Consider the following 22,601-nt stretch of genomic DNA (forward strand, 5'->3'; position numbering starts at 1 on the left):
GGTTTGCTACTGACGTTAACTTAAATCTGTAGGCGATAGTTCTAAGGTTTGTTGGATAACGGGGAGCGGCACATCACAAAAGTATTGTTGTTGAAATTTCTCTTCGGCAAAAGTAGTTTGAAAGCGGGTGATTTTTTCGGGTTTAAATTGTTTGTCTATAGCTTTAATATTCAGCTTGTCGTCGGTAAATTCATAACTAAAACCGAAATTAATTAAGGCTTCTAAAGCAAGTTTGAGCAGGCGATCGCCACAGCCTATTTTTTCTCGAACTGCGTCTAGAGGGATAATCTTTTTGTGTTGGACAAGATATTTGGCGATGCCGATTAATACTTTAAAAGCCTCCTCGGCATCGACAATTTTTGGTGAGTTATAGGCCAACGCTAAAGGCTTTGATTTTTGACGAGCGCGATGATAATTATCATGTAAATCTTGCCAAGTGATCGGGCAGTCCTGCTGGATAACATATTGTTTTTTAGTGAGTTTCAATGCTGTTTCTTGGCGGAAATCAACGAGATTATTAAAAGACGAGTCTTGTTGCATTACGTTGGTGCTTGGGGCGATCGCCTCCAATCTCACGATCGATTTTTGTTCTCTGGGGTTAATGCTCACCATATCCAGCTCCACCACAAGATCGTAGCCATTTCCCTGCGGGATTTCGTCGGGATGTTTTCCCCAGCAAATCCCCTCAAGTTCCCCTGTGTCATCCCATAACAAAAAATCCACTTTGTAATAATTCAGTTTTCGGTTAAATTTATCGCGGAGTTTATGGAATTTGGTGATCTCTAAGCCGCAATTTTGAACGAGAATTTTTGGGACAGGATTGCCCATACCACAGGGCTCGAGGCATTTGAGTTCGCGGAATAGCCCCGCACCTAATTCCCCTACATTTACTACTAAATCAACCTTGATTTGTTTGCCTGTCTGCCCTGCGCGATCGCCCAATAATTGCCGCGCTTTTTGATTAATGCCGAGTTTGAAAAGCTCAAGATTTTCAGGTTTTAGGCTTAATCCTGCAGCGAAAGGGTGTCCGCCAAATCGATGCAATAAATGCCCTTGGGAATGGACGAGTTCATATAAATCGATGCCCTGAACTGACCGTGCGGAGCCTTTCCAGAGGTCTTGGTCGCGGTCATAGGTTAATAAAATTGTCGGTCGCCCAAATTCCTGTGCCACTTGGTTTGCGACTAAACCCAGCACACCCCCCTGCCATTGGCGATCGCCTAAAACTAAAACCCCAGTGGTGGATAAATCAAACGTTGCAGCTTGTTTTTTTGCCTGCTGGACAACTACATTTTGAATTTCTTTGCGGCGGGTATTTGCCGATTCTGCTTGCTCTGCCAATCTTCGACAACGGTTCAAATCACGGCTAGTCAGCAGCTCCACACAAAAACTGGCATCCCCATGAATCCGGCTCACCGCATTAATACGAGGGCCAATCCCAAAAGAAATATCGGTAGGGCGATCGCCATTTTTTCGGCAAGCTTCGAGGAGAAATTTAATCCCTGGATGGACAACTGTTTGCGGATTTAATTGTTTTTGGAGTTGACGAATTCCCCTTTGCGCCAGATAACGGCAATCTCCTTTCAGTGCTACCAAATCTGCAATCAACCCAATCGCGACTAAATCCAACAAATTTGTGACAGGTTGAGTCGGAATATCAGGCAATGTTTCGTAGAGCGCTTCGACGAGTTTGTAGGCAACAGCAACCCCAGATAAATGATAAAGCGGGTGATTTTCTGCAAAGTAACGCGGGTTGATAATCGCTAATACATCGGGACGATCATTCGGGAGGGTGTGGTGATCAGTGACGATAATATCGAGGCCTAACTCTTTGGCATAGGCGATTTCCGCCAAATTGGTACTGCCCGTATCACAAGTGACGATTAGAGTTATGCCCTGATTTTTTAATTGTTCAATTCCAGCATTATTTAGGCCGTGGGATTCCGTTAGACGATTGGGGACATAATAAGTGAGCTGCGTTTTCTGCTCGAAAAATTGTCCTAACCCTTCCCAAAGAACACTGGTGGCTGTCACACCATCCGCATCAAAATCTCCCCAAATCGCAATTTTCTCTCCTTGATTTATCGCCTGTACTAGCCGTCGCATCGCCCGCTTCATTTCCTGCCCAAAGTCAAATGGCGAGGTGGGTTGATAGTGATCCGGCGTTAGAAACCCCAGTAATTCTGCTTGATTCTCTTCGGTAAAACCCCGCTGCCATAACAATTGAGTGAGGTGGCGATCGCCGCGTCCATCGGTTAGGGTTTGTACCTGCTCGATAAAGGTTTGTGGGATATCAAAATTTGCTGGAAGCTGCCAAGTTGTTGGGGACATAAATGGGATTGGCTAAGTGAATTTTAGTGATGGAAAAATTCAGGGATTTCTATACTTTATTATTGTAAAAGCGATAGTTGATTTTGATAGGTCATGCCGCGAAAAATAGAGAGAAAAACTGCCGAAAATCATGTTTTATGTTTCCCAAGCGCATCTCCAGAAATTTCAAGATTGTCCACCTAGTTTTCAGAATGCTTACCTCGATCAATTAGCGACTCCCCTAAATCCTGTCCAACAGCAAAAACAAGAATGGGGGATTCGATTTCACCTTGCGATGCAGCAGCTCCATTCTGGCTTTCCATTAGAGCAAATCACTGATGATGAGCAGCTCAAAAAGTCGGTGCAATCATTACTTGCAGAAATCCCTTACTTTCAAATACAAAGTGGTGATCGCCATTCCGTTGCAGAGTATCGCCAGACCCTACTGAAACAAGATTTCTTATTGACGATTATTTGTGACTGGGTTCTCTTTCGAGGTGATGGTCTCGAAATTCATGACTGGAAAACCTACCGCCAACCGAAACAACCTGACCGCCTAAAAAATCATTGGCAAACAAAATTATATTTATATTTGATGGCAGAAAAAACGGATTATAATCCTGATGATTTGTCGATGACTTATTGGTTTATTGAAGCTGGTAAACCTCCTCAATCTTCAACCTTTAAATACTCGTATATTTGGCATCAAAAAATTGAGTCCGAATTAAATCAACTCCTCGAAATGCTCACAAAAAGTCTTGATAACTACTTCGAGAAAAATATATTTTTTCAACACTTTGAGCCAACTGATTGTTGGTATTGTCTTAGTCAAAAAAGTAGTCGGCGATCGCCCCAGTCCCTACTCTCAGAAGTAGGCCTTGAACAACTCTTAGAAACTAGTGAGATTATTGAAATTTAGCAAGGATTTACTGTAACAACAGCGCAGCGTTCTGGTGATAAATATTGGCGGACGAGCCGTTGCAAATCATTAACGGTTAAACGGCGTACCAGTTGTGGATATATATGGGCATAATTTAGCTGCCCGAGGGTGTGATAGTAGCCATAGAGTCCGGCGAGTTGACTGGGCGTTTCCATCGAGAAAATATGGTCATTGCAGAGAATTGATTTTGCGCGATTTAATTCTGTTTCGGACACCGTATGGTTTTGCAAATAAGTGAGGCGATCGCCGATCACGCTTTCTACATCCGAGATATGTTCTTCATTGAGCCAAGCCTGGAGCGTAAATAAACTCGAATCCCGTTGCAACGAGAATCCACTGCTAATATCCAATACCCAATGACGTTGTTCGCGAAGTTCCTGCACGAGCCAAGATGACATGGTGCCCGCAAGAATGACCGACAGCACGTCTAATCCCACCGCATCATCAAAATTTTCGATGCCATCACAGAGCCAACCCATCATTAGGCGCGATACTTCAATATTGGGAAACCGCACATCACTACGGCGAGGCGAAATCAAAGGCGGTTCAGCTTCCACATTAAATGCAGGGCATTCGGCGGGGACTGGAAACTTTGCAAAGACTGTTTCAAGTAACTCGATGGCAGGTTCTGCCTGAATATTGCCAATTAAGCTGATCGACATATTATGCGGTTGATAATAGGTGCGATGAAAACAACGCATTTGATTCGGTGTGTAGTCACACAGTTGCTCCTCATGACCGAGAATCGAACGCCCGTAGGGATGCTGTTGATATAGCGTCTGATTTAAAGCTTGAAAACCGAGCCAGTCGGGATCATCGTTGCTGCTGTTAATTTCTTCGAGAACCACCAATCGCTCACGAATAAACTCTTCGTCAGGAATGGTGGCATTTAGTAAAATGTCGCCGAGGTAGGGTAATGTTTCACTGAGCTGATCGCGGGCTGTGGTGATAAAAAAGTGAGCATAATCGTAGCTGGTTGCGGCATTACTCGTGCCGCCACGATTTTCGATGATGTGGTCAAATTCCCCCGGACACACCTGATCAGAGCCTTTAAATACCATATGCTCTAAAAAATGAGCCATACCTTCCCACTCCGGCGGCTCGGCGATCGCCCCGGCTTTTACCCAAATATCGCTCACCACCACAGACGAGGCGGGCAGATATTGATGGATCACCTGTAAACCATTATCGAGCGTGAAAATTTCGGCTGGGTTCGGCTGGGGAGAATAGGGCAAAGATGATACCGCAACAATTTTTGTGCGTCCATCATAACCCTTTCTTTCGAGAGTTTTAATCAGACCCCTAAGTGACGTTAACGATTGCCGTGGAGTCTACTGGGGCGGCGCGTTGAAGATAGACCAAAGCTTGGTAGCAGAGGGCAATCACTTCAGCACGAGTTGCCTCTCCGTTGGGGTTGAGAATTTTTGGGTCAGGATAGTTCACGATGAGACCAGCTTGAGTGGATGCAGCAACAGCTTCATTGGCATATTCCGGGATTTCGTTGACATCCAAATATTGGTTTAAAGAAACGCTCTGGGGGGCTGATGGCAAATTGAGACCATTAGCAAGGGCAAGAATGACATGAACTCGCCGTAAGCCTTGGTGGGGATGGAAAGTTTGGTCGGGAAAGCCCGAGAGAAATCCGCCACGATAAGCCTGTTGGATGGCTGTGGCTGCCCAAAAATCTGCGGGAATATCGAAGAAGTTTTTGGCTGGGCGAACAGGGTTTGGTGCAAAAATATCGCTGAGCAAGGCTGCGAATTCGGCTCGTTTGAGAGGAGCATCCGGTCTGAAGGAGCCATCTTTATAGCCTTGCACTAATCCGAGATTGGCGATCGCCGTGACGAAAGGTTTTGCCCAATGGTAAGTGACATCGCTAAAAGTGGGGAGATAGGGCAGCGGTTCGACGATGTGCTCAGAATTGAGGAGGGGTAATTTTTGATTGATGACGAGAGCTTGGTGCAATAGAGCCGCGATTTCTCCCCGCGTAATGTCGTGTAATGGCTGCAAGCGATCCGTTTTCGGGTAGCTAACCACTAGGCGATTTTGGGTGGCGACAGCGACGGAATTGAGGGCATAGCTGGGAATTAATGGGCGATCGCCATAGGCTTGGAGCACTTTAGGATTGCCATCTTTTAACCCCAATCCCTTTGCGAGTGAAATGATTGCTTGTAAACGAGTGAGAGGAGCCTGAGGCCGGAAGGTATCGTCGGGATAGCCGACGAGGAAACCCATCGTCACAGCCTTAGTTACCGCATTTTTACCCCAGAAATCTGACGCAATATCTGCAAACTCGGCATCCTGTACACCGAGAGGGCGCGGTAAATCAAAACAGCGAGCCAATAATGCCGCATATTCAGCTCTGGTGAGCGGTGCGTCTGGCCGAAAAGTGCCGTCGGGAAATCCCTGTAAATAACGATTTTCAACCAATACTTGAATAAAGGGTTCTGCCCAATGGCTCAGCACATCCCGGAAAGGAGTCATTCCCATTTTTGTGATGGGGACAGTGGCTGCCGCAAATTCCACCATGCCCGCTGTGGTGACTGGATTAAGGTCATTGCCGACAGAGACAATTACGTCGTCTGTTTTATTGCGGAGATCAGCCTCTAAATTTTGGCGAATAATATTGCCCGCAGGGTCTTGAGTTAGACCGAGATCAGGCTGGGCATTACCGCTGATCACAACACCAAAATCATGATTGTTTTCAATGAGATTGCGGCGGAGGACAGGCTGGGTTTGCTTCGCAATAAAAATGCCGATTTGATTCTGAGCAATGCGGTTATGGGCAATAAAGGGTGCTGCTTGTTCATTCAGGGCGATCGCATATTGATTGCCTTGGAATTGGTTATGACAAATTTCTCCCTTGGCATTATTCGCCATAAAAATGCCATTGCCCTTGTTGTCGAGAAAAAGATTGTCAAAAATGAGGGCTTTGCTGGTGCCTGCCGCAAAAATTGCTTCCCGCCGACAATGCTGAAAACAATTATTTTCGATTTCAACGCGACCTTCCTCAATCCAAACCCCTGTCCCTTTACGTTCGAGATTAATGACTGTGACCCCTTTCAGAGCACTGCCGGATAACATGGCGATCGCCACATTTTGAGTTTTGAGGCGATCGCTGTTGTAGATGCCACTGCCGCGAATCGTGACGCTATGCCCCTGACTTGCTACATCACCGATCAATTGCACACCACTCGGCAAAATCAACGGAAATAGTTCGCCACGCTTCCGGGTGTAGTTCCCTGCTGCAATGTGAATGACACAATCCGATGTTGACCGTTTGATGGCAGTGGAGATGGTTCTGAGAGGGTTCTCCTGACTACCGCTATTTTCGTCGTCACCGATTTCTGGATTTACATAGAGCTTTTGCTGCATCATCGCCATGGCAAGAAAGGGATTGACGCATCCATCATAAATTCTTGCTGGGATTCGCCACGGTTTTTCCGACAGGATTTACAGAATGTATTCTTTTGCCGCTCAAAAAATGACACTCTGGCCAAAAAGTATTATTTTTAACAAAATCTTAAGGAAGTGATGCATTAAGATCATCAATGGATGACTAACTATCATCAATATGAGGGGAAGGAAGTATGAGACTGGAGCAATTAGAAGCATTTTTGGCGATCGCCGCGACAGGAAATTTTGGACAAGCCGCAAAGCAATGCCGCGTTACCCAATCCACGGTGAGCCGACAGATCCAGAGTTTAGAAGGTATTGTTGGGACACCACTTTTTCACCGGAATGCTCAAGTCAAGCTCACCTTGGCTGGCGAAAGGTTTTTGCCCTATGCCCGCAGAATTTGTAGCAGTTGGAATAATGCAAAACAAGAAATTGATGAGTTGATCTCCGGTAAGCAATCTGAACTCTGCGTTGCGGCGATTCATTCTGTTTGTGCCTACCATCTGCCCCCTGTGCTCAAGCGATTTTATCGGATGTATCCCCAGACCCAACTGCGTATTACTGCCCTTGGTAGCGATCGCGCCCTGAAAGTATTGCGGGATAATCTGATCGACGTGGCGATCGTGATGAATAATCGATTTCTGACGGCGAGTCCAGACATGATCGTGCAGCCTCTCTACCGCGAAAGTATTGAGGTTTTAGTGAGTCATGAGCATCCCCTTGCTTCCCATAAAAGCTTAAGTTGGCGGGATTTGGCGAACTATCCACAGGTTGTCTTTAAAGATGGCTATGGCATGCAGCGCTATGTGCAAGAACAGCTCAATAAACAAGGTTTAACCACTGGTACAACCGTTGAACTGAATAGCCTTGACGCTTTCCGAGGAGTTGTCCGTCAGGGCGATATGTTAGCGCTTCTACCTCAATCTGCTTTAATTGAAGCGCGCCGTGACCCTGACTTAGTTGTCGTCCCCCTCGCCGATGCTAAAGATTTCCGGGAAGTTGTGCTCGTAACAACCAGCGATCGCCTTGAAATTCCGCCTATTCAGTATTTCTGCAGCCAAGTGATGCAGTGTATTGCTAAAGCGCCGAATAATTCACAGCTTATTGCTTAGATTTTTTTTTTGCTTGTAATCAAATGAAAAATTGGCAAAAAAAATCCCCCAACTACTGTCAGGGTGATTATCAGAGATAGGTTTATATTAAAAAAAATTTGAAAAGTAAAATCAGTTGGATTGAGTTACGTTTGTTTTGACAAAATCTAGATATCGACTTCGCTGAACTCCCGAATCATGTGTTCAAAAGGCTCATCGATAAAAGATGTATCCGCAATACCTGCTTCCGCTGCCGCAGATTTAATCGCTTCCTTGATGAACTGGATACCGCGAACAGTCGGTCCAATCGGCACACTTAAAGAGTTGTAAGTTTCCCGCAAACCTTGTAGTACGCGCTCATTCAGGATGTCATTATTGCCTGCGATAATTGCGTAGGTGCCGTAGCGCAAATAGTAATCCATATCCCGCAAACAAGCAGAATAACGGCGGGTCGTATAGGCATTTCCGCCAGCAAGTAAAAGCTCTGGAACGGCCTCAAAAAGTTGATTTGCTGCAAACTTAACAATCTCAGCAGAGTTCCCATTAACGATTGCTGCTGTTGTAATTCGGTCAGCACCAGTCGCAAAATAGCTCTTGAGATTGTCAATGGCATTACTGTCTAAGTAACGCCCGGTTGTATCATAATTTCTGATCAGACTTGTAACAGCGTCCTGCATTAAAATTTTCTCCGAACAGCAGTTTTTATTAAGCTCGTTTAGGAAATATCATCCCATGAAGATGCCTTCGCATCGTCATTATCGTAATTTTTTACAGCCTCTATACTCCCAGCTTTTACCGCTATTCGACATATTTCTTTAAAAAATATAATAAACAGTCTTTCTCTTGCGGAGAGGCAGCCTTATCTGGCGTTGTCTCTAATAGCCGATTGTGAGTTGGCGTACGAGTTGTTCTAGGTCTCGCATACTGAAATCGTCAGGTAAATAAGCATCCGCGAGTTGTTGGTCTTCTGATAAACCCTGTTTCTTGATTAGGATGAGAGGCGTGTTTTTGGTGAGAGGATTTTTTTTGAGAGAATGGCAGATTTTCTTAGAAAGGGTTGGATCTTGCTTGAGAGCAATGACGATGAGTAGCAATGGTGATTGCTGAGCGAGCTCAAAAATATTCTGTAAATTGCGAGGGAAACTGGTGGAGAGCAAGGCGTTTCGCTCAAAGCATTGGGCCAGCTTGGCTTTCTGTTCAGAATTGTTGCTGATGATGCAGGTATTAGCTGGCATGGCACAATTTTTCAGGGTTTACCCAAGTACTCGATCTGTTTCGGTTGTAATCCGGAAACGCTGTTGGGTTAACCGACAACTTTAGCCCGGTGGAGTAGGCGATCGCCCTGAGTATAGCCAATATTTTGGACAGTAACAGTATCACCGGGTTCGACGTCGAAGCCATCTTTGACGAGTTGGTGGGTTGTGGGATCGTATTCAACAGTGTCGCCGACTACACCAATCGGCTGGACATCCCAATTCTCTAGAAGTTGTTCAAAGGGTTTGGCAAGAGACACAAGGGCTTTTGCTGGGAAATTGGGTCTTTCGATTGCAGCATTGGCAGCCGCAGACCATTGGAGGAGCCAGGGTTCGAGCTGATCCAGAGCTTCCTGTTGCCATTGTTGTTGGAGAGTGATGCCCTGTTGTTCTAGGGTTTTTTCGAGACGCTCATATTCTGCTTTGAGAGCTGCAACTTCTTCAGACTCATCAGTAGTCTGTTGTTCTAGGGTTTTTTCGAGACGTTCACATTCTGCTTTGAGAGCTGCAATTTCTGCAGACTGATCAACACTTTGCTCAAACTCAATGGGTTGGAGAGCATTTGGCAAAAAAGTTGCTAAAAATTCATCAACACTCTGCTCGAAATATTGCGCTAATTTCACCACATCAGTGATAGGAAACGTATGAATCAAACCTTGGCCTAAGCGATAGATTTGCCGTTCTGCGACATTAGCTGCACGGGAGAGTTCTAGCTCTGTGGAAACATTTCTTTTGTCCATTAAAGTTTGCAGTTGTGCGCGACTCGAATTTCTCATTGTGTTGTTTCCTCCTCAGACCCAAAAAAATCGATAGCAATTTATGATGATGAATTTTGGTAAATAACTCGCCAATTAAGCATTTTCGCTTATGACATGGGTAGAACAGAGAGCTTGTTTGTAAAACGTTAAAAAGTATCGAGGACTACAAAATGTTTTGATCTCTCCTGAAAACCGGATAGGATTGTCTGTCTCCGAAAAATATTGATATGCTGAATTTTGATTTAAACCTGCTGCTGTCGACGATCTGAGAAAAATATGAATCTTAAACGTATCTGGGCGATCGCCACCAATTGTTTTCGTGAGGTGATTCGTGATCGCATTTTGTATTTTCTCGGCTTCTATGCCCTGGCCTTTGGGATTGCGGTGCAGATTTTGCCGGATATTTCTGCGACAGCGGGCGACAAAATCGTAGTGGATTTTGGTCTTGGGATGATCGGTATTTTGAGTGTTTTGGTCGCTATTTTTGTGGGTACTGGCCTCGTTAATAAAGAAATCGAAAAACGTACTATTTTGGTTCTCATTCCTAAACCTATTAGCCGAGCCGAACTCATTATCGGTAAGCATATTGGTTTGTCGGCAGTGATTGGAGTGATGTTGGCAGCAATGGTTGTGATTTATTTTGGCTTTCTCAATTGGGCTGAGCGACCGTTTTTTACTGTGCCGATTTTGGTATCAATCTGCTATCTTTTTCTGGAATTAATGCTGATTGTCGCGGTGGCGATCGCCTTCGGTGTGTTTACGAGTTCATTGCTTGCAACACTCTGTTCCTTCGGGATTTATCTGATGGGTCACTTTAGTACTGACTTGGTGAAACTAGGGGAACTCAGCAAAAATGCAAATGTGCAATGGCTCACCGAAAATCTCTATACAATTCTTCCTGATCTCTCTCGCCTCAATTTTCGCAATGAAGTGGTCTATGGTGTTATTCCAGAGCCAAATATTCTGATCACTAGTGCAATTTACGGCATCGTTTACGTCATTCTTCTTCAGGCGATCGCCATCTTTGTTTTAAGTCGCCGCCAGTTCTAGATTTTGGGGCAGAGAGCCCTCAAAAGACCTTGTACTTTGGGGGCTGACAAATGTCACAATAGCTTTGTATGGCTAGGCAGGAGAGAACCATGGCAAAACTCGAACAATTGATCCAGATGGCAGAAGATGAGCTGACAGAATACAGTTCTGATGCCCGTAAAATCGAGAAGTTACGCCGGAAATTTGCGTTGGGTTTGAATGCTCGCCAAATTGAAGCATTAAAAGCAGAATTGATCGAAGACATGCCCAAAGGGTTTTTCGCATCCCTCATTGAAGATAATCGTCAATCTATTGCTTTACCGTTTTGGGGCATTGCAGGTTTAGGATTATTGTTTGGGATTTCTTTGCGTCAACCCCTCGATTTTATTGCGCCAGTGATCGCCATTCCTGCAGCCATTCAAGTGCAACGCTGGGGATGGCAACTCGAGGCAAAACGCCTGGTGCTCAAGACCTTTGAGCAATTAGAAGAGCGTATGAAAAATCCTGAAAAAATCAAATAGAGCATTCGTAAAACTGAGGGCGATCGCTGGGCGGGTATGACTTTAAATTTCAATAACCTCAACAGCCTCTGGGCATCGGTGATGGTGGAAACCCTGGCGCGTTTGGGGTTGCGGAATGCGATTATTTGTCCTGGCTCCCGCTCGACTCCTCTGACTGTTGCCCTTGCTAGACATCCAAAGATTGAAGCTATTCCGATTCTCGATGAACGTTCGGCGGGATTTTGGGCGTTAGGTTTAGCGAAAACATCTGGCATTCCGACGGTTTTAGTTTGTACTTCAGGGACTGCAGGCGCGAATTTTTATCCAGCAGTAATTGAAGCCCGTTATAGTTATGTGCCACTGTTGATTTTGACTGGCGATCGCCCCCCAGAATTGCGTCAATGTGCATCCGGTCAAACCATTAATCAACTCAATTTATTTGGAGAATTTGCACAGTTTTTTAGTGAAATGGCAACTCCTGTCGCAAGTTTAAACATGCTGCAATATGCGCGGCAGACAATGGTACAAGCTTGGCAAAAATCATTATTTCCCCAGAAGGGAGTGGTGCATCTAAATTGTCCTTTTCGCGATCCGCTGCCACCAAATATTCTGGATGATTCCGTCACTTTTTTCGCCGATGAAATTAATCCTAAAACTTTTTTTCAGGGCATACAATCTCCTATTCCTCTGAGCTTTTCACCAAGTAGACTACCCCTTGAACATTGGCAAGGAAAAAAAGGCATTATTATCGCTGGTGTTGATCAACCCGAAAATCCTGAGACCTATACAAAGGCGATCGCCACATTATCTAAAAATCTTGGATTTCCTGTCCTTGCGGAAGCCCTTTCGCCCCTCAGAAATTTTGCTGATTTTGAGCTGATTACTATCTACGATTTTATTCTTCGAAATGATGGACAGGCCGAAGCTTTATTACCAGAAATCGTGATTCAAATTGGCGCGTTGCCCACCAGCAAAATCCTGCGAGCATGGCTACGAACTCATCACATTCCCACTTGGATGATCACGCCTTATCACGACAATCTTGACCCGCTCCACCGCCCCACCCAAACCCTTTTCTCTTCTGTTGAACAGCTTGTAAAATTGCTGCCTGCCAGGTCTCAATCTGATACTGAATACCCTCAAAAATGGCACTTCTATCAACAGCAAACGACCACGGCGATCACCCAAGCTTTTAACTCAGAAGCCGATTTTATTGAAGCCAAGGTTGTTCGGTTACTCTCTCAATACCTACCAGAGAAAAGCGCTATTTTTTTTGCAAACAGTATGACTGTGCGTTACGCAGAGTTCTTTTGGCAGCAAAACCAGCGACAAATCCAGCCCTATTTTAATCGTGGCGCAAACGGTATTGATGGTACTCTCTCGACGGCGATCGCTATTGCCCATAACTATTCACCTTGTGTCTTACTCACAGGAGATCTCGCGTTACTTCATGACACAAATGGCTTTTTAACCCTGTCCCAATGTCGCGGGTCTCTCACGATTATTGTCATTAATAATGGCGGTGGTGGCATTTTTGAAATGCTACCTATTGCCCAAGTAGATGATGTTTTTAAAGAATATTTCATCACACCCCAAAGCCCAGATTTGAAACAGCTTGCTGCAACCTATGGTGTGACCTACCAAAAAATCACCAATCCCGATGCACTCATTGCCGCTGTGTCTAATTTGCCAAAAAAAGGTGTTCGTTTACTCGAAGTTTTGGGTGACCGACACCGAGATACACAATGGTTACAATCCTTATTGTGTACCTTTAGCTAAACCTTTGATCCCCTACCTTTAAACCTGATATAGTTTCCCAAAATGTTCGATTTTATCTGCCTCATCCGCCGTTAAAACTGCTTCATCACCAATGCTTTGACGGTACATTTTGAGATATTTGGCCGCCGGTTCATACCAACTGAAATCGGTTTGCATCGCTCGCTGTTGCAGCTTTGTCCATTCGTCTTTATAACGGAAACTTTCCCAGGCCCGCACCATGCAGGTGTACATATCGAGGGGCTCATAACGGTCAAACGCAAAACCTGTGCCACTCTGCTCAATTGGATCATGGAAAGACACAGTATCAACCAATCCACCAGTGCGTCGCACGATCGGAATTGAACCGTAACGCATCGCCATCATCTGGCTAATACCACAAGGCTCAAAGCGAGACGGCATCAAATACACATCAGACCCTGCGTAAATCCGGCGCGACAAACCATCGTTATAAAGCAGTTGTACTGACATCCGTCCTTTATAGCGATAGGCCATTTGCCAAAGTTGTGTCTCATATTGGCGATCGCCGGTGCCGAGAACAATGAGTTGTGCATCAGTATAGGACATGAATTGATCTAGGATATTCATCAATAGATCAATACCTTTTTGCTCCACTAAGCGGCTAACCATCGCCATCAAAAAAGCTTTTTTATTAACTTCTAAACCAGTCTCTTGTTGTAGGGCAATTTTATTTGCGGTGCGGTCTTCTAAAGTCTTACTAGAAAAAGTTTTTGGGATGAATTTATCTGTACTGGGGTTATAACGTTCTGCATCAATACCATTAACAATTCCCTGACTTTTTCCGCTAACCCAAGACAATAATCCTTCCAGTTTTTCGCCATACTGTTCAGTCTTAATTTGCTGTGCATAGGTTGGTGAAACGGTATTGATCTGATTGGCAAACATAAGTGCTGATGCCATCGCATTATCGCCATCCATATACCAAGGGCACCAAGTCGTTTGCTCAAGGAAAGCGCGTCCGGGCCCCTGATAAGCCAAATTATGAATCGTAAAAACGGTGCTGATATCTGGAGATTGGTGCATCCACACAGGAATCATACCTGTGTGCCAATCATGGCAATGGACAACATCAGGTTTCCAGTGATTCCAAATGAATTCTGCTGCGCCATTGGAGAAAAACGTAAAGCGCCAAAATTCGTCAATGCCACCATAAATTTCGCGCTTATCAAAGGCTGGATGGCCAAAAAGATACAGCGGTACATCAGTCTCTGGCAACGTCGTTTCATAGACCGCAAAGTCATTAAACATTGCAGTCCCTCGCCAGACAGGTTCTGACGGTAAGTCCATGGTGTTATTGAGAAAACCGTAGTAAGGCAAAAAAATGCGTACGTCATGCCCCAACTGTCTTAGAGCTTTGGGAAGTGCTCCGACGACGTCACCCATGCCTCCCGCTTTGGCGATAGGGGCAGCTTCGGCGGCGACGAACAAAATACGCATAGAGGTTTTCTCGGAATGGAATCATCTGTTAGAGCGTATCATCCACCCAGTCAAAAGCAACAAAGAATCCGGAAATTTCGCTTAACTATCCAGAAATTTCTGAATTTGTGCTTTGTAAATATCTGGGCTTTCTAACATTGGGAAATGTCCCACCTGTGGAATTTCTGCGTATTGAAAGTTTGGGTTGAGGGCGATCGCCGCCTGTGCTTGTACTGCGGGAATAATTTTATCTTTTTCGCCAGAGAGAAATAGAGTTGGGCATTGAATGGTTTTTAAGGCAGCGGGTAAACGAGTCACCATATCTTTGTTGACTGAAGCAATGAGGGTTCCGCCAGCTGCAGCGCTATCGGCAGCAAGATAATCAGCTAAAAATTGTTGGCGATCCTGTTTATTAATCGGACGATTCAGAAAACGGGCGATCGCCACTCGATCCATAAAAGGAACTGAAATTAGCCAAGGATAACGAAGCTGAACAATTGCACTACCAATTTTCTGGAAAATCGCAAAGGCCCGTTCATCATATTCAAATACACCATTGCAATTGAGAATTAAACGCTCAACTTTTTGAGGATATTGCTCCGTAAATAGAGCAGCAATGGAGGCTCCCATCGAATGAGCGTTGAGAACGAAGGAGGTTGAAATATCTAAATTATGAATCAGCTCAGCTAGATCTAGAGCATAATCCTCTAACGCAAAATCGCCTTGATAGTCTGGCGTTAACTGAGATTGTCCAAAACCTTTTAGGTCATAAATTAAACAGTCAAACTGTGAACTGAATTGATGGGCTGTTTGTCGCCAATACTGACTGGAGCCACCCCAACCATGCACAAATAACATGATTGGTTTATTCGCTGATTGATCAACTCGAATCCACTCAAAATAGTGTGGAATTCCCCGTACTGAAATGTTTGGCATGACCCTACACTAAAGCCTAAGCAGATTCAGGTTTAGGGAGGGAAGAAGGATGCAAAAGCAACTCGGCTGTAGAGCGTTTCTCCACCATTTCTTGCGTAATCTTACAGCGCTGTAAATCAGCCCGCGATGGAATTTCGTACATCACATCAAGCATTAATTCTTCGACAATGCCTCGTAATGCTCGTGCGCCAGTCTTTCGTCGGTATGCCTCTTGGGCGATCGCCCGAACAGCAGCAGGTTCAAATTCTAGTTCTACATTGTCCATCTTCAGTAACTTGCGATACTGCTTAACAAGGGCGTTCTTTGGCTGTGTCAGAATTTCAATGAGCGTATCCTCATCAAGGGAGTTTAGGGAAGCCATCACTGGGATACGACCAGTAAATTCTGGAATCATCCCGTACTTCACCAAATCCTCAGAGGAGAGATGTTGCAAAAGTTTTGCTGTGCGTTGATCCTTATTAGAACCTTCTTCTCCAGGGCGCACAAAGCCCATACTCTTCTTCCCGACTCGGCGTTCGATGACCTTATCTAGACCAACAAAGGCACCACCACAAATAAACAGAATATTTTTTGTGTCAATCTGAATACAATCTTGGTAAGGATGTTTACGACCACCTTGAGGAGGAACATTAGCGACAGTACCTTCAAGCATTTTGAGAAGCGCTTGTTGAACTCCTTCCCCCGAAACATCGCGGGTGATGGAAGGATTTTCGCTCTTTCGAGCAATTTTATCGATCTCGTCAATATAAATAATGCCGCGTTGTGCTTCTTCTACATCAAGGTCTGCTACCTGCAAGAGGCGCAACAAAATGTTCTCAACGTCCTCACCAACATAACCCGCTTCAGTTAATGTTGTTGCATCTGCCACCGCAAAGGGGACATCTAGGATTTTTGCTAAGGTCTGAGCCAAGAGCGTTTTGCCGCAACCCGTTGGGCCAATTAATAAGATATTGGACTTGTGGAGTTCAATGCCGTCAGCAGCTGGATCCGGCTCTTCTTCGTCTGGTAGTAAACTTAGGCGCTTGTAGTGGTTATAAACAGCAACAGAGAGAACTTTTTTTGCATCGTTTTGGCCGATGACATGTTCGTCGAGATATTCTTTGATTTCTCGTGGTTTGGGGATGTCCTCGAACTTAATCTTGGCTGGAGGACTTTTCTCAGGATTCTTTTCTGGCGATCGCGCGACGGTGGGAGCCATCCCTGCCGCATTTTCCATCAATTCTTCGTCAAGAATCTCATTACATAGCTCTACGCATTCATCACAAATATAGACGCCCGGCCCTGCAATTAGCTTTCGGACTTGCTCTTGGGATTTTCCACAAAAAGAGCATTTAAGGTGGGAGTCATATTTAGACATAAATTTTTTCGTAGAGCCTCTTGATCAAAATAGACAGTAATTTTTAAGCGGCTTCCGGAGTAATGACTTTATCGATGAGGCCATATGCACAGGCTTCCTCGGCGGACATATAAAAGTCGCGCTCCGTATCTTCCGCCACTTTATCAAATGCTTGACCAGTATGGTCTGCAATTAAAGAATTTAGTTTTTCTTTGATATAGAGAATTTCTTTGGCTTGAATCTCAATGTCAACAGCTTGACCTTGAGCACCACCCAGAGGCTGGTGAATCATCACCCGCGAGCTCGGTAGGGCCATCCGCTTACCTTTTGTACCACCGGACAATAAGAAAGCTCCCATACTCGCGGCAATCCCGTAACAAATTGTCACGACATCAGGGCGAATCTGCTGCATCGTGTCGTAAATTGCCATTCCCGCGTATACAGAACCACCGGGAGAATTGACATAAATTTGAATATCTTTTTCGGCGTCTTCAGCGTCTAGAAAAAGTAGTTGCGCCACGATGGAATCTGCAACGGTGTCATCAATGGCACTACCTAAGAAAATGATTCTTTCGCGGAGGAGGCGGGAGTAGAGGTCGAAGGCGCGCTCACCCATGCCAGATTGCTCGACAACCATCGGTACGACGGCACCACCCATAGAGAATGTATAGGGGGCAGACTGGCTGAGTAAATTCTGGTAGGAAGTTTGTGACTGAACCATAGTGGAGCGATCGCCTAATAAAAATCAAAAATGAGTAGTAAAGATAATCTGACTTACGGAGACATAAATCCCATCACTATGATAACGATAAGCGGACTAGACTGCATCACACTAAAGTTTCAGAGATGGAGCCGCTTTGACCTATTACACTGCCCCTAGACTAAAGACACGCCCAATAATCTCTTCGATTGGTGGATCATTAACGCTTAAATCCAGCACGGGTAGACGTTCTAAGATTTTGGCGATTCGTTGGGTTAATTGTTCTCGTTTTACCAAAAAGCGTACTTCCTGACCGTTAATGCTTTCCACTTCTCCAAAAACAACTAATTGACTTTCGTTATAGGGCGTTGCTAGTTCTACTCTTACTTCGCGGTAGGGAGAAAAATCAGCCAGTAATTCATCAAGGCCACCATCATAAATAAGACTGCCTTGATGAATGAGCAGAACACGTTCACAAAGTGCTGTAATGTCTGCCATGTAGTGACTTGTGAGCAAAATTGTCGCGCCGTAAAGTCGATTGTACTCTCGCAAAAAATCTCGCACAGCAACTTGGGCATTGACATCAAGTCCGAGAGTTGGCTCATCAAGGAATAAAACTCGTGGATGATGGAGTAATGCCGCAAGGAGTTCTGCTTTCATCCGTTCTCCAAGGGATAGTTTACGGATGGGCTGGGTGAGTTTGTTGCCAAGTGAGAGCATGTCACTGAGTTCAGCAAGACGTTCCTGAAAAACGCTTTCAGGGATATCGTAAATAGCCGCATTAATGCGCAAGGAATCTAAGGCAGGCAAATCCCATAGAAGCTGTTGCTTTTGTCCCATAACCAAACTGATTTGGCGCAGAAAACTGGCTTTACGGTTGAAGGGAGTGGCTCCAGCGACATGAACTTTCCCTGCTGAAGGATGAATTAGGCCTGTGAGCATTTTGAGAGTCGTTGTTTTTCCAGCACCATTGGGTCCAAGGAATCCGACCATTTCACCGGCTTTGATTTGAAATGAAATGTTTTCGACGGCTTTAACTTGGCGGTAACGGCGTTTAAAGAAATGGCGTATTGTGCCTTTTAAACCAGGCTCTTTGAGGGCGACGGGATAAGTCTTGCTGAGCTGATCGACTGCGATGATGGTCATAGGGGCACTCCGGAAAGGCGATCGCCTGCAGGTTTAAGCCATGCTGACGGGGCAAAAAAATTATAAAGCAGAGACAATCTGCCTCTGCTTTTAAAATCTATTTTGCGACTAAATTTCTTTAGATAGCTTCGGTCGCAAGTGTTGGACGACGTTCCATAATTGTTGCTTTGTAAGGAATTACGCCTGTTTCAACGCTATTTAGGCAACGTGCAGCACCAAGGGACAAATCGAGACTCCGAGGCGGGATATAGGGGCCACGGTCATTTAGACGGATAATCACGCTTTTCTCATTATCGAGATTAGTGATTTTGAGATATGTGTCTAAAGGCATTGAAGGATGCGCTGCGGTAAAAGCATATTGGTCATAAATTTCACCATTAGCGGTGAGACGACCATGGAAGTAAGGTCCATACCAAGAGGCGAGTCCTTCGAGAGATTGACCAGTTTCTTCTACTTGATACATTTGCGTTTGGGCAGTGATCAAGTCGAGGGCAGGCACGCCAAAGGCCAATCGCAGATTGTTTGCCCAGCGGATTGCGAGGATCTCATAGTTTTTGATGTCTTCGCGGGTAATGGACTCATCAATAACAAAGAGAATTTGATCACCCATGGCGATCGCCGGTTGCTCTTGGTGGAGCTTTGGAGTGATCGCTGTCGCATTGAAATTCGTGGTTTCGACGAGACGTTCCAATCGCTGGGCCAGTAAATCAGCTTTCTCTTGGGAGCGCACTGTCGCAATCAAACTACCTTTTACCCAGAGTTCATAATCCTGGGCTAAAGAAGGTCTTGTTGTTTGGGGGCGATCGCTAACGAAGCGAGCACTACTTTGTTGATTAGATGCTGTTTGGGAAGGCTTTTCGTTAACCTGAATTGTTTTGCTAACAACAGCGACTGGGCTCTTTTTGATGGGCTTTGTTCTCATCAAATGATCTAAACCAATCACCCGCAAAAACTTTTGAACAAAGCTTGAGACGAAATTTGAAAATTTGGAGGGTGTTGGAGCCGCAACTTTTGCTTCTGCAATTGCTAGTGGTGTTTCTGCTGTTTCAGAAACTAATTGACATAGGGGATTTTGTGCCAAACTCTGGCGCTGCGACATGAGCTCAGCTGCTGCAAGCACGGTCGAATCTTCCGCCTGAGAAACACTATTTTTTGTTTGTGTCAGTGGTTGCAGAGTCGCAACAAAGTCAACGTTTGGCTGCTTGCCAATACGAGTGTGGTGTTTTGGTTGACTTGCTTCGGCGATCGCCACCATGGGAGTAAATTCCGTGGCTGTGACGAGGGCAGAAACTCCTAAACCAGACAGAAATCCTGTCAGTTTCGATAAGCGCATAAACAAAAAAGATGTTTAAAAGATTAAAAAAAGTTGGAGATGCCGCGACCCAAATACCCGAAAATCGGAAGTGACGCGTCAACTGATTTAAAAAATTTGTTCTTGGCCTAAGTTTTATAACCTAACAACCTGCTGTGGAAAACTAGGCGATCCCCGGCTGCACTAGTACAAAATGTCTATGACCTTTACTTTCACAATCTTTAAAAAAAGCTAAGTTTCCTGATTGGCAAGGGTTTGATGCTAAAGAAAGGAAGTTAGGGTAAAGAGCGTATTATGATTTCTTATTTAGCATCTTTGCTAATGCTTTATGTCTAAATTAATAAGAAAAGCAAATGTTTTGAAGGCGTTTATTGTCTGTTTAGCTACAAAAAACACTGTCGGGGATCACTTTGTTTCTTGAGATGGATCACTTGAGTTCGAGTCAGCAAGGGTATTTGCGAGATTTATCAGCAGGATTACGGCCTGGGCAGGTGGAATTGGCGCAATGGCAGTCAGGGGCAATGGCTATTTCGGCAGTGCCGGGTTCTGGAAAATCTCATGCTTTGGCGATCGCTGCAGTGCTGACTTTAGCGCGGCAGCAGTTACATCAACAAAAGCAACTTTTAGTTGTGACTTTTACGCGATCTGCTGCGAGTAGTATTAAACAAAAAATTTGTGACCATTTGAAAGAAGCGCGACTACCCGTGCTTGGCTTTACGGTACAAACGTTGCATGGTCTTGCATTACAGATTGCGAATCGCCATCCAGATGTATCGGGGCTAGATCTAGAGCGAGTAACCTTAACTCACACCCATGCTAATCATCCTGTTGTGAGGGAAGCTGTTGAAATTTGGATTCAAGATAATGAGGCTCTATTTCAACGGCTTCTCGAAGGCGATCGCCGGGAAGATGAGGAGACAGAACGGTTACGGCGACAGTTTGCGTTACGGACAGAAATTTTGCCGCAGTTGGCGCAGACGGTGATTCACGAGGCAAAAAGCTCAAATTTACAGCCCGCCGATTTGTGGTATTTGGGAGAAAAGCTCGGCGATCGCTACAGTGTGATGGATATTGCGGCTGGGCTATTTGAGCAATATCAAGGGCTGATGTCGATTCGTAATTTGATTGATTATGACGACATGATTTTAGGGGCTTTGCGGGTGCTGGAAGTGGAGGAATTGCAGGAGCTTTGGCAAACGCAAATTTATGGGGTTTTTGAGGATGAGGCGCAGGATTCGAGTCCCTTGCAGGAGCGATTGCTCACTCTCTTGGCGGGCGATCGCCAAACCGAAAAAACAAATTTAGTGCGGGTGGGTGATCCGAATCAGGCGATTAATTCTACATTTACGCCGGCTGATCCATTTTATTTCAATCGCTTTTGTGAGCAGGTGAACTGTGCCGAAATTCAACAAGCTGGGCGTTCAAGTCCACCAATTATCGAAGCAGCAAATCAGCTATTGAATTGGGCTGGCCAAGAATCTTCGCCGCAGCGCCGAGCCTATCGCTTGCAAAATATTGCGCCTGTAGCCGCTGATGATCCCCAGCCGAATGCCAATCCTGAACCTGTGGGACAAGGGGTTGAGATTTTACAGCCAGAAGATATTTATGAAACGGTCGATTTAATTGGCGATCGCCTCAAAGCATTACTGACTGAAAACCCTGAACATAATGCAGCAATTTTGGTGCGCCGCCATCGCCAAGGCAAATTTATTGCGGACATTCTCAAAGAGCGATTTCGACAGAGTTCATTTCAGGTTTATGAAGCCCGTGATGGCAATAACAATAGTCAAATTCCAGCTGAGATTTATCAAATTCTGCGGTTTCTCGATCGTCCCCATTCGCCAGATTGTCTCCAAGATGCACTCAAAGTTTTGGGCGATCGCCAACAAATTGCGACTCAAGATCTTAGTCGATTAGCCACTTATCCCGAAAAATTTCTCTATCCATCTCCTCTCGATCCTTTACCCGACCAACCGCAAATTCTCGAAGCTCGTGCATTGTGCGATCGCCTCCTAAAAGCCCGCTGGGAATTACCGCATCATCAACTGATTCCCTTCCTTGCGATGACCCTCGACTATAGCGGTACGGAATTGGCGACGGTTCAAAAATTATCCGAACGCATTGCTCAAGAGGTCACCGACAAAAAATCTCTACAACAAACCCTCAGCATTCTGCAAAATCTGATGCGAGATGGCTTTAAAGATATTGATGAAGACACTGACTCTGCTTATACGCGCAAAAATCAGGTGACTATTCTGACGATGCACAAAGCGAAAGGCTTGGATTGGGATTATGTGTTTGTGCCGTTTCTCCATGAGGACGAAATTTCTGGGGAAGCTTGGGTGCCTAATGCCGCGAAATTTTTAGGAGATTATACGTTGGCGGAAGTGGCGCGGGCGCAAATTCGGCAGTTTGTGCATCGACAGGAGAAGGACTCATCGGATGAAACCGCTTTTCTCGATCCCAAGGGGGCTTGGAATGAAGCGCAATTACTCAAGCAGGAAGAGGAGTATCGGTTGCTCTATGTGGCGATGACTCGTGCGAAACGGTTGTTATGGTTATCGGCAGCTCAGGAAACGGCTTTTTCTTGGAGTGTGTTTCAACCGAATAAGAGTTCTCTCAAGGCAAAGGAAATGAGTCGTGCCCTGCAACATATTCGCACTCATTGCTGATTATTA

18 protein-coding genes are annotated in these 22,601 nt (G+C 45.1%); 6 read left to right on the forward strand and 12 right to left on the reverse strand.

Going from position 1 to position 22,601, the window contains the following annotated elements; genetic code table 11:
- Positions 1-15 precede the first annotated feature (15 nt).
- Positions 16-2,331, reverse strand: a complete 2,316-nt coding sequence (recJ, locus tag LEPTO7376_RS13215) for a single-stranded-DNA-specific exonuclease RecJ (RefSeq protein ID WP_015134674.1) — start codon at positions 2,329-2,331, stop codon at positions 16-18.
- 130 nt (positions 2,332-2,461) lie between these two features.
- On the opposite strand from recJ, the gene LEPTO7376_RS13220 reads away from it, so the two are divergent.
- Positions 2,462-3,229, forward strand: coding sequence for a PD-(D/E)XK nuclease family protein (locus LEPTO7376_RS13220; RefSeq protein ID WP_015134675.1), 768 nt, complete (start codon positions 2,462-2,464; stop codon positions 3,227-3,229).
- On the opposite strand, the gene LEPTO7376_RS13225 is transcribed toward LEPTO7376_RS13220, so the two are convergent.
- Positions 3,226-4,485 (reverse strand): pitrilysin family protein, encoded by a 1,260-nt coding sequence (locus LEPTO7376_RS13225; protein WP_015134676.1) that lies wholly within the window; start codon positions 4,483-4,485, stop codon positions 3,226-3,228. The two genes, LEPTO7376_RS13220 and LEPTO7376_RS13225, sit on opposite strands and share 4 nt — an antisense overlap.
- Positions 4,486-4,552: 67 nt before the next feature.
- Entirely contained in the window at positions 4,553-6,628 is a 2,076-nt protein-coding gene (locus tag LEPTO7376_RS13230) for an S-layer homology domain-containing protein (protein ID WP_041765546.1), read from the reverse strand.
- 212 nt (positions 6,629-6,840) lie between these two features.
- Between LEPTO7376_RS13230 and LEPTO7376_RS13235 the strand changes: the two genes are divergently transcribed.
- Positions 6,841-7,761 carry a LysR family transcriptional regulator gene (locus LEPTO7376_RS13235; protein ID WP_015134678.1) on the forward strand — a complete coding sequence of 307 codons (921 nt, stop codon included), beginning with the start codon at positions 6,841-6,843 and terminating at the stop codon, positions 7,759-7,761.
- Between the two features lie 146 nt (positions 7,762-7,907).
- Here LEPTO7376_RS13235 and apcB read toward each other — a convergent pair whose 3' ends face one another.
- From apcB to grpE, 3 genes are all read right to left on the reverse strand, one after another.
- A complete protein-coding gene (gene apcB, locus LEPTO7376_RS13240) occupies positions 7,908-8,417 on the reverse strand; it encodes an allophycocyanin subunit beta (protein ID WP_015134679.1) in 510 nt (169 codons plus the stop codon).
- A gap of 198 nt (positions 8,418-8,615) precedes the next feature.
- Positions 8,616-8,975 (reverse strand): hypothetical protein, encoded by a 360-nt coding sequence (locus LEPTO7376_RS13245; RefSeq protein WP_015134680.1) that lies wholly within the window; start codon positions 8,973-8,975, stop codon positions 8,616-8,618.
- A 68-nt stretch (positions 8,976-9,043) separates the two neighbouring features.
- The gene (gene grpE / locus LEPTO7376_RS13250) at positions 9,044-9,733 is read right to left on the reverse strand and encodes a nucleotide exchange factor GrpE (protein WP_264308892.1); all 690 of its coding nucleotides are present in this window, start codon (positions 9,731-9,733) and stop codon (positions 9,044-9,046) included.
- Positions 9,734-10,027: 294 nt separating this feature from the next.
- Between grpE and LEPTO7376_RS13255 the strand changes: the two genes are divergently transcribed.
- From LEPTO7376_RS13255 to menD, 3 genes are all read left to right on the forward strand, one after another.
- Entirely contained in the window at positions 10,028-10,801 is a 774-nt protein-coding gene (locus tag LEPTO7376_RS13255) for an ABC transporter permease (protein WP_015134682.1), read from the forward strand.
- An 89-nt stretch (positions 10,802-10,890) separates the two neighbouring features.
- Complete coding sequence (locus LEPTO7376_RS13260) at positions 10,891-11,301, forward strand: hypothetical protein (RefSeq protein ID WP_015134683.1); 411 nt, start codon at positions 10,891-10,893, stop codon at positions 11,299-11,301.
- A gap of 36 nt (positions 11,302-11,337) precedes the next feature.
- Positions 11,338-13,059 carry a 2-succinyl-5-enolpyruvyl-6-hydroxy-3-cyclohexene-1-carboxylic-acid synthase gene (gene menD, locus LEPTO7376_RS13265; protein WP_015134684.1) on the forward strand — a complete coding sequence of 574 codons (1,722 nt, stop codon included), beginning with the start codon at positions 11,338-11,340 and terminating at the stop codon, positions 13,057-13,059.
- An 18-nt stretch (positions 13,060-13,077) separates the two neighbouring features.
- On the opposite strand, the gene glgA is transcribed toward menD, so the two are convergent.
- The 6 genes from glgA to LEPTO7376_RS13295 form a co-directional block, all read right to left on the reverse strand.
- Positions 13,078-14,514 carry a glycogen synthase GlgA gene (gene glgA, locus LEPTO7376_RS13270; protein WP_015134685.1) on the reverse strand — a complete coding sequence of 479 codons (1,437 nt, stop codon included), beginning with the start codon at positions 14,512-14,514 and terminating at the stop codon, positions 13,078-13,080.
- Positions 14,515-14,595: 81 nt separating this feature from the next.
- The gene (locus LEPTO7376_RS13275; RefSeq protein WP_015134686.1) at positions 14,596-15,429 is read right to left on the reverse strand and encodes an alpha/beta fold hydrolase; all 834 of its coding nucleotides are present in this window, start codon (positions 15,427-15,429) and stop codon (positions 14,596-14,598) included.
- Between the two features lie 16 nt (positions 15,430-15,445).
- Positions 15,446-16,786, reverse strand: a complete 1,341-nt coding sequence (gene clpX, locus LEPTO7376_RS13280) for an ATP-dependent protease ATP-binding subunit ClpX (RefSeq protein ID WP_015134687.1) — start codon at positions 16,784-16,786, stop codon at positions 15,446-15,448.
- Positions 16,787-16,829: 43 nt separating this feature from the next.
- A complete protein-coding gene (gene clpP, locus LEPTO7376_RS13285) occupies positions 16,830-17,486 on the reverse strand; it encodes an ATP-dependent Clp endopeptidase proteolytic subunit ClpP (RefSeq protein WP_015134688.1) in 657 nt (218 codons plus the stop codon).
- Between the two features lie 144 nt (positions 17,487-17,630).
- Positions 17,631-18,611: an ATP-binding cassette domain-containing protein gene (locus LEPTO7376_RS13290; RefSeq protein ID WP_015134689.1), complete on the reverse strand. Its 981-nt coding sequence runs from the start codon at positions 18,609-18,611 to the stop codon at positions 17,631-17,633.
- 118 nt (positions 18,612-18,729) lie between these two features.
- On the reverse strand, positions 18,730-19,944 hold the full coding sequence (locus tag LEPTO7376_RS13295; RefSeq protein WP_015134690.1) for a septal ring lytic transglycosylase RlpA family protein: 1,215 nt from the start codon (positions 19,942-19,944) through the stop codon (positions 18,730-18,732).
- Between the two features lie 401 nt (positions 19,945-20,345).
- On the opposite strand from LEPTO7376_RS13295, the gene LEPTO7376_RS13300 reads away from it, so the two are divergent.
- Positions 20,346-22,595: an ATP-dependent helicase gene (locus LEPTO7376_RS13300; protein ID WP_015134691.1), complete on the forward strand. Its 2,250-nt coding sequence runs from the start codon at positions 20,346-20,348 to the stop codon at positions 22,593-22,595.
- Positions 22,596-22,601 lie beyond the last annotated feature (6 nt).

Origin of the sequence: [Leptolyngbya] sp. PCC 7376 (assembly GCF_000316605.1) — a bacterium.
In the GTDB taxonomy this organism is placed as follows: Bacteria; Cyanobacteriota; Cyanobacteriia; order Cyanobacteriales; family MRBY01; genus MRBY01.

Excerpts from the sequence above, each read along its gene's own strand:
- recJ (WP_015134674.1), bottom strand. The coding sequence starts at position 2,331 with ATGTCCCCAACAACTTGGCAGCTTCCAGCAAATTTTGATATCCCACAA.
- LEPTO7376_RS13220 (WP_015134675.1), top strand. The coding sequence starts at position 2,462 with ATGTTTTATGTTTCCCAAGCGCATCTCCAGAAATTTCAAGATTGTCCA.
- LEPTO7376_RS13230 (WP_041765546.1), bottom strand. The coding sequence starts at position 6,628 with ATGATGCAGCAAAAGCTCTATGTAAATCCAGAAATCGGTGACGACGAA.
- LEPTO7376_RS13235 (WP_015134678.1), top strand. The coding sequence starts at position 6,841 with ATGAGACTGGAGCAATTAGAAGCATTTTTGGCGATCGCCGCGACAGGA.
- apcB (WP_015134679.1), bottom strand. The coding sequence starts at position 8,417 with ATGCAGGACGCTGTTACAAGTCTGATCAGAAATTATGATACAACCGGG.
- LEPTO7376_RS13245 (WP_015134680.1), bottom strand. The coding sequence starts at position 8,975 with ATGCCAGCTAATACCTGCATCATCAGCAACAATTCTGAACAGAAAGCC.
- grpE (WP_264308892.1), bottom strand. The coding sequence starts at position 9,733 with ATGGACAAAAGAAATGTTTCCACAGAGCTAGAACTCTCCCGTGCAGCT.
- LEPTO7376_RS13255 (WP_015134682.1), top strand. The coding sequence starts at position 10,028 with ATGAATCTTAAACGTATCTGGGCGATCGCCACCAATTGTTTTCGTGAG.
- LEPTO7376_RS13260 (WP_015134683.1), top strand. The coding sequence starts at position 10,891 with ATGGCAAAACTCGAACAATTGATCCAGATGGCAGAAGATGAGCTGACA.
- menD (WP_015134684.1), top strand. The coding sequence starts at position 11,338 with ATGACTTTAAATTTCAATAACCTCAACAGCCTCTGGGCATCGGTGATG.
- glgA (WP_015134685.1), bottom strand. The coding sequence starts at position 14,514 with ATGCGTATTTTGTTCGTCGCCGCCGAAGCTGCCCCTATCGCCAAAGCG.
- LEPTO7376_RS13275 (WP_015134686.1), bottom strand. The coding sequence starts at position 15,429 with ATGCCAAACATTTCAGTACGGGGAATTCCACACTATTTTGAGTGGATT.
- clpX (WP_015134687.1), bottom strand. The coding sequence starts at position 16,786 with ATGTCTAAATATGACTCCCACCTTAAATGCTCTTTTTGTGGAAAATCC.
- clpP (WP_015134688.1), bottom strand. The coding sequence starts at position 17,486 with ATGGTTCAGTCACAAACTTCCTACCAGAATTTACTCAGCCAGTCTGCC.
- LEPTO7376_RS13290 (WP_015134689.1), bottom strand. The coding sequence starts at position 18,611 with ATGACCATCATCGCAGTCGATCAGCTCAGCAAGACTTATCCCGTCGCC.
- LEPTO7376_RS13295 (WP_015134690.1), bottom strand. The coding sequence starts at position 19,944 with ATGCGCTTATCGAAACTGACAGGATTTCTGTCTGGTTTAGGAGTTTCT.
- LEPTO7376_RS13300 (WP_015134691.1), top strand. The coding sequence starts at position 20,346 with ATGGATCACTTGAGTTCGAGTCAGCAAGGGTATTTGCGAGATTTATCA.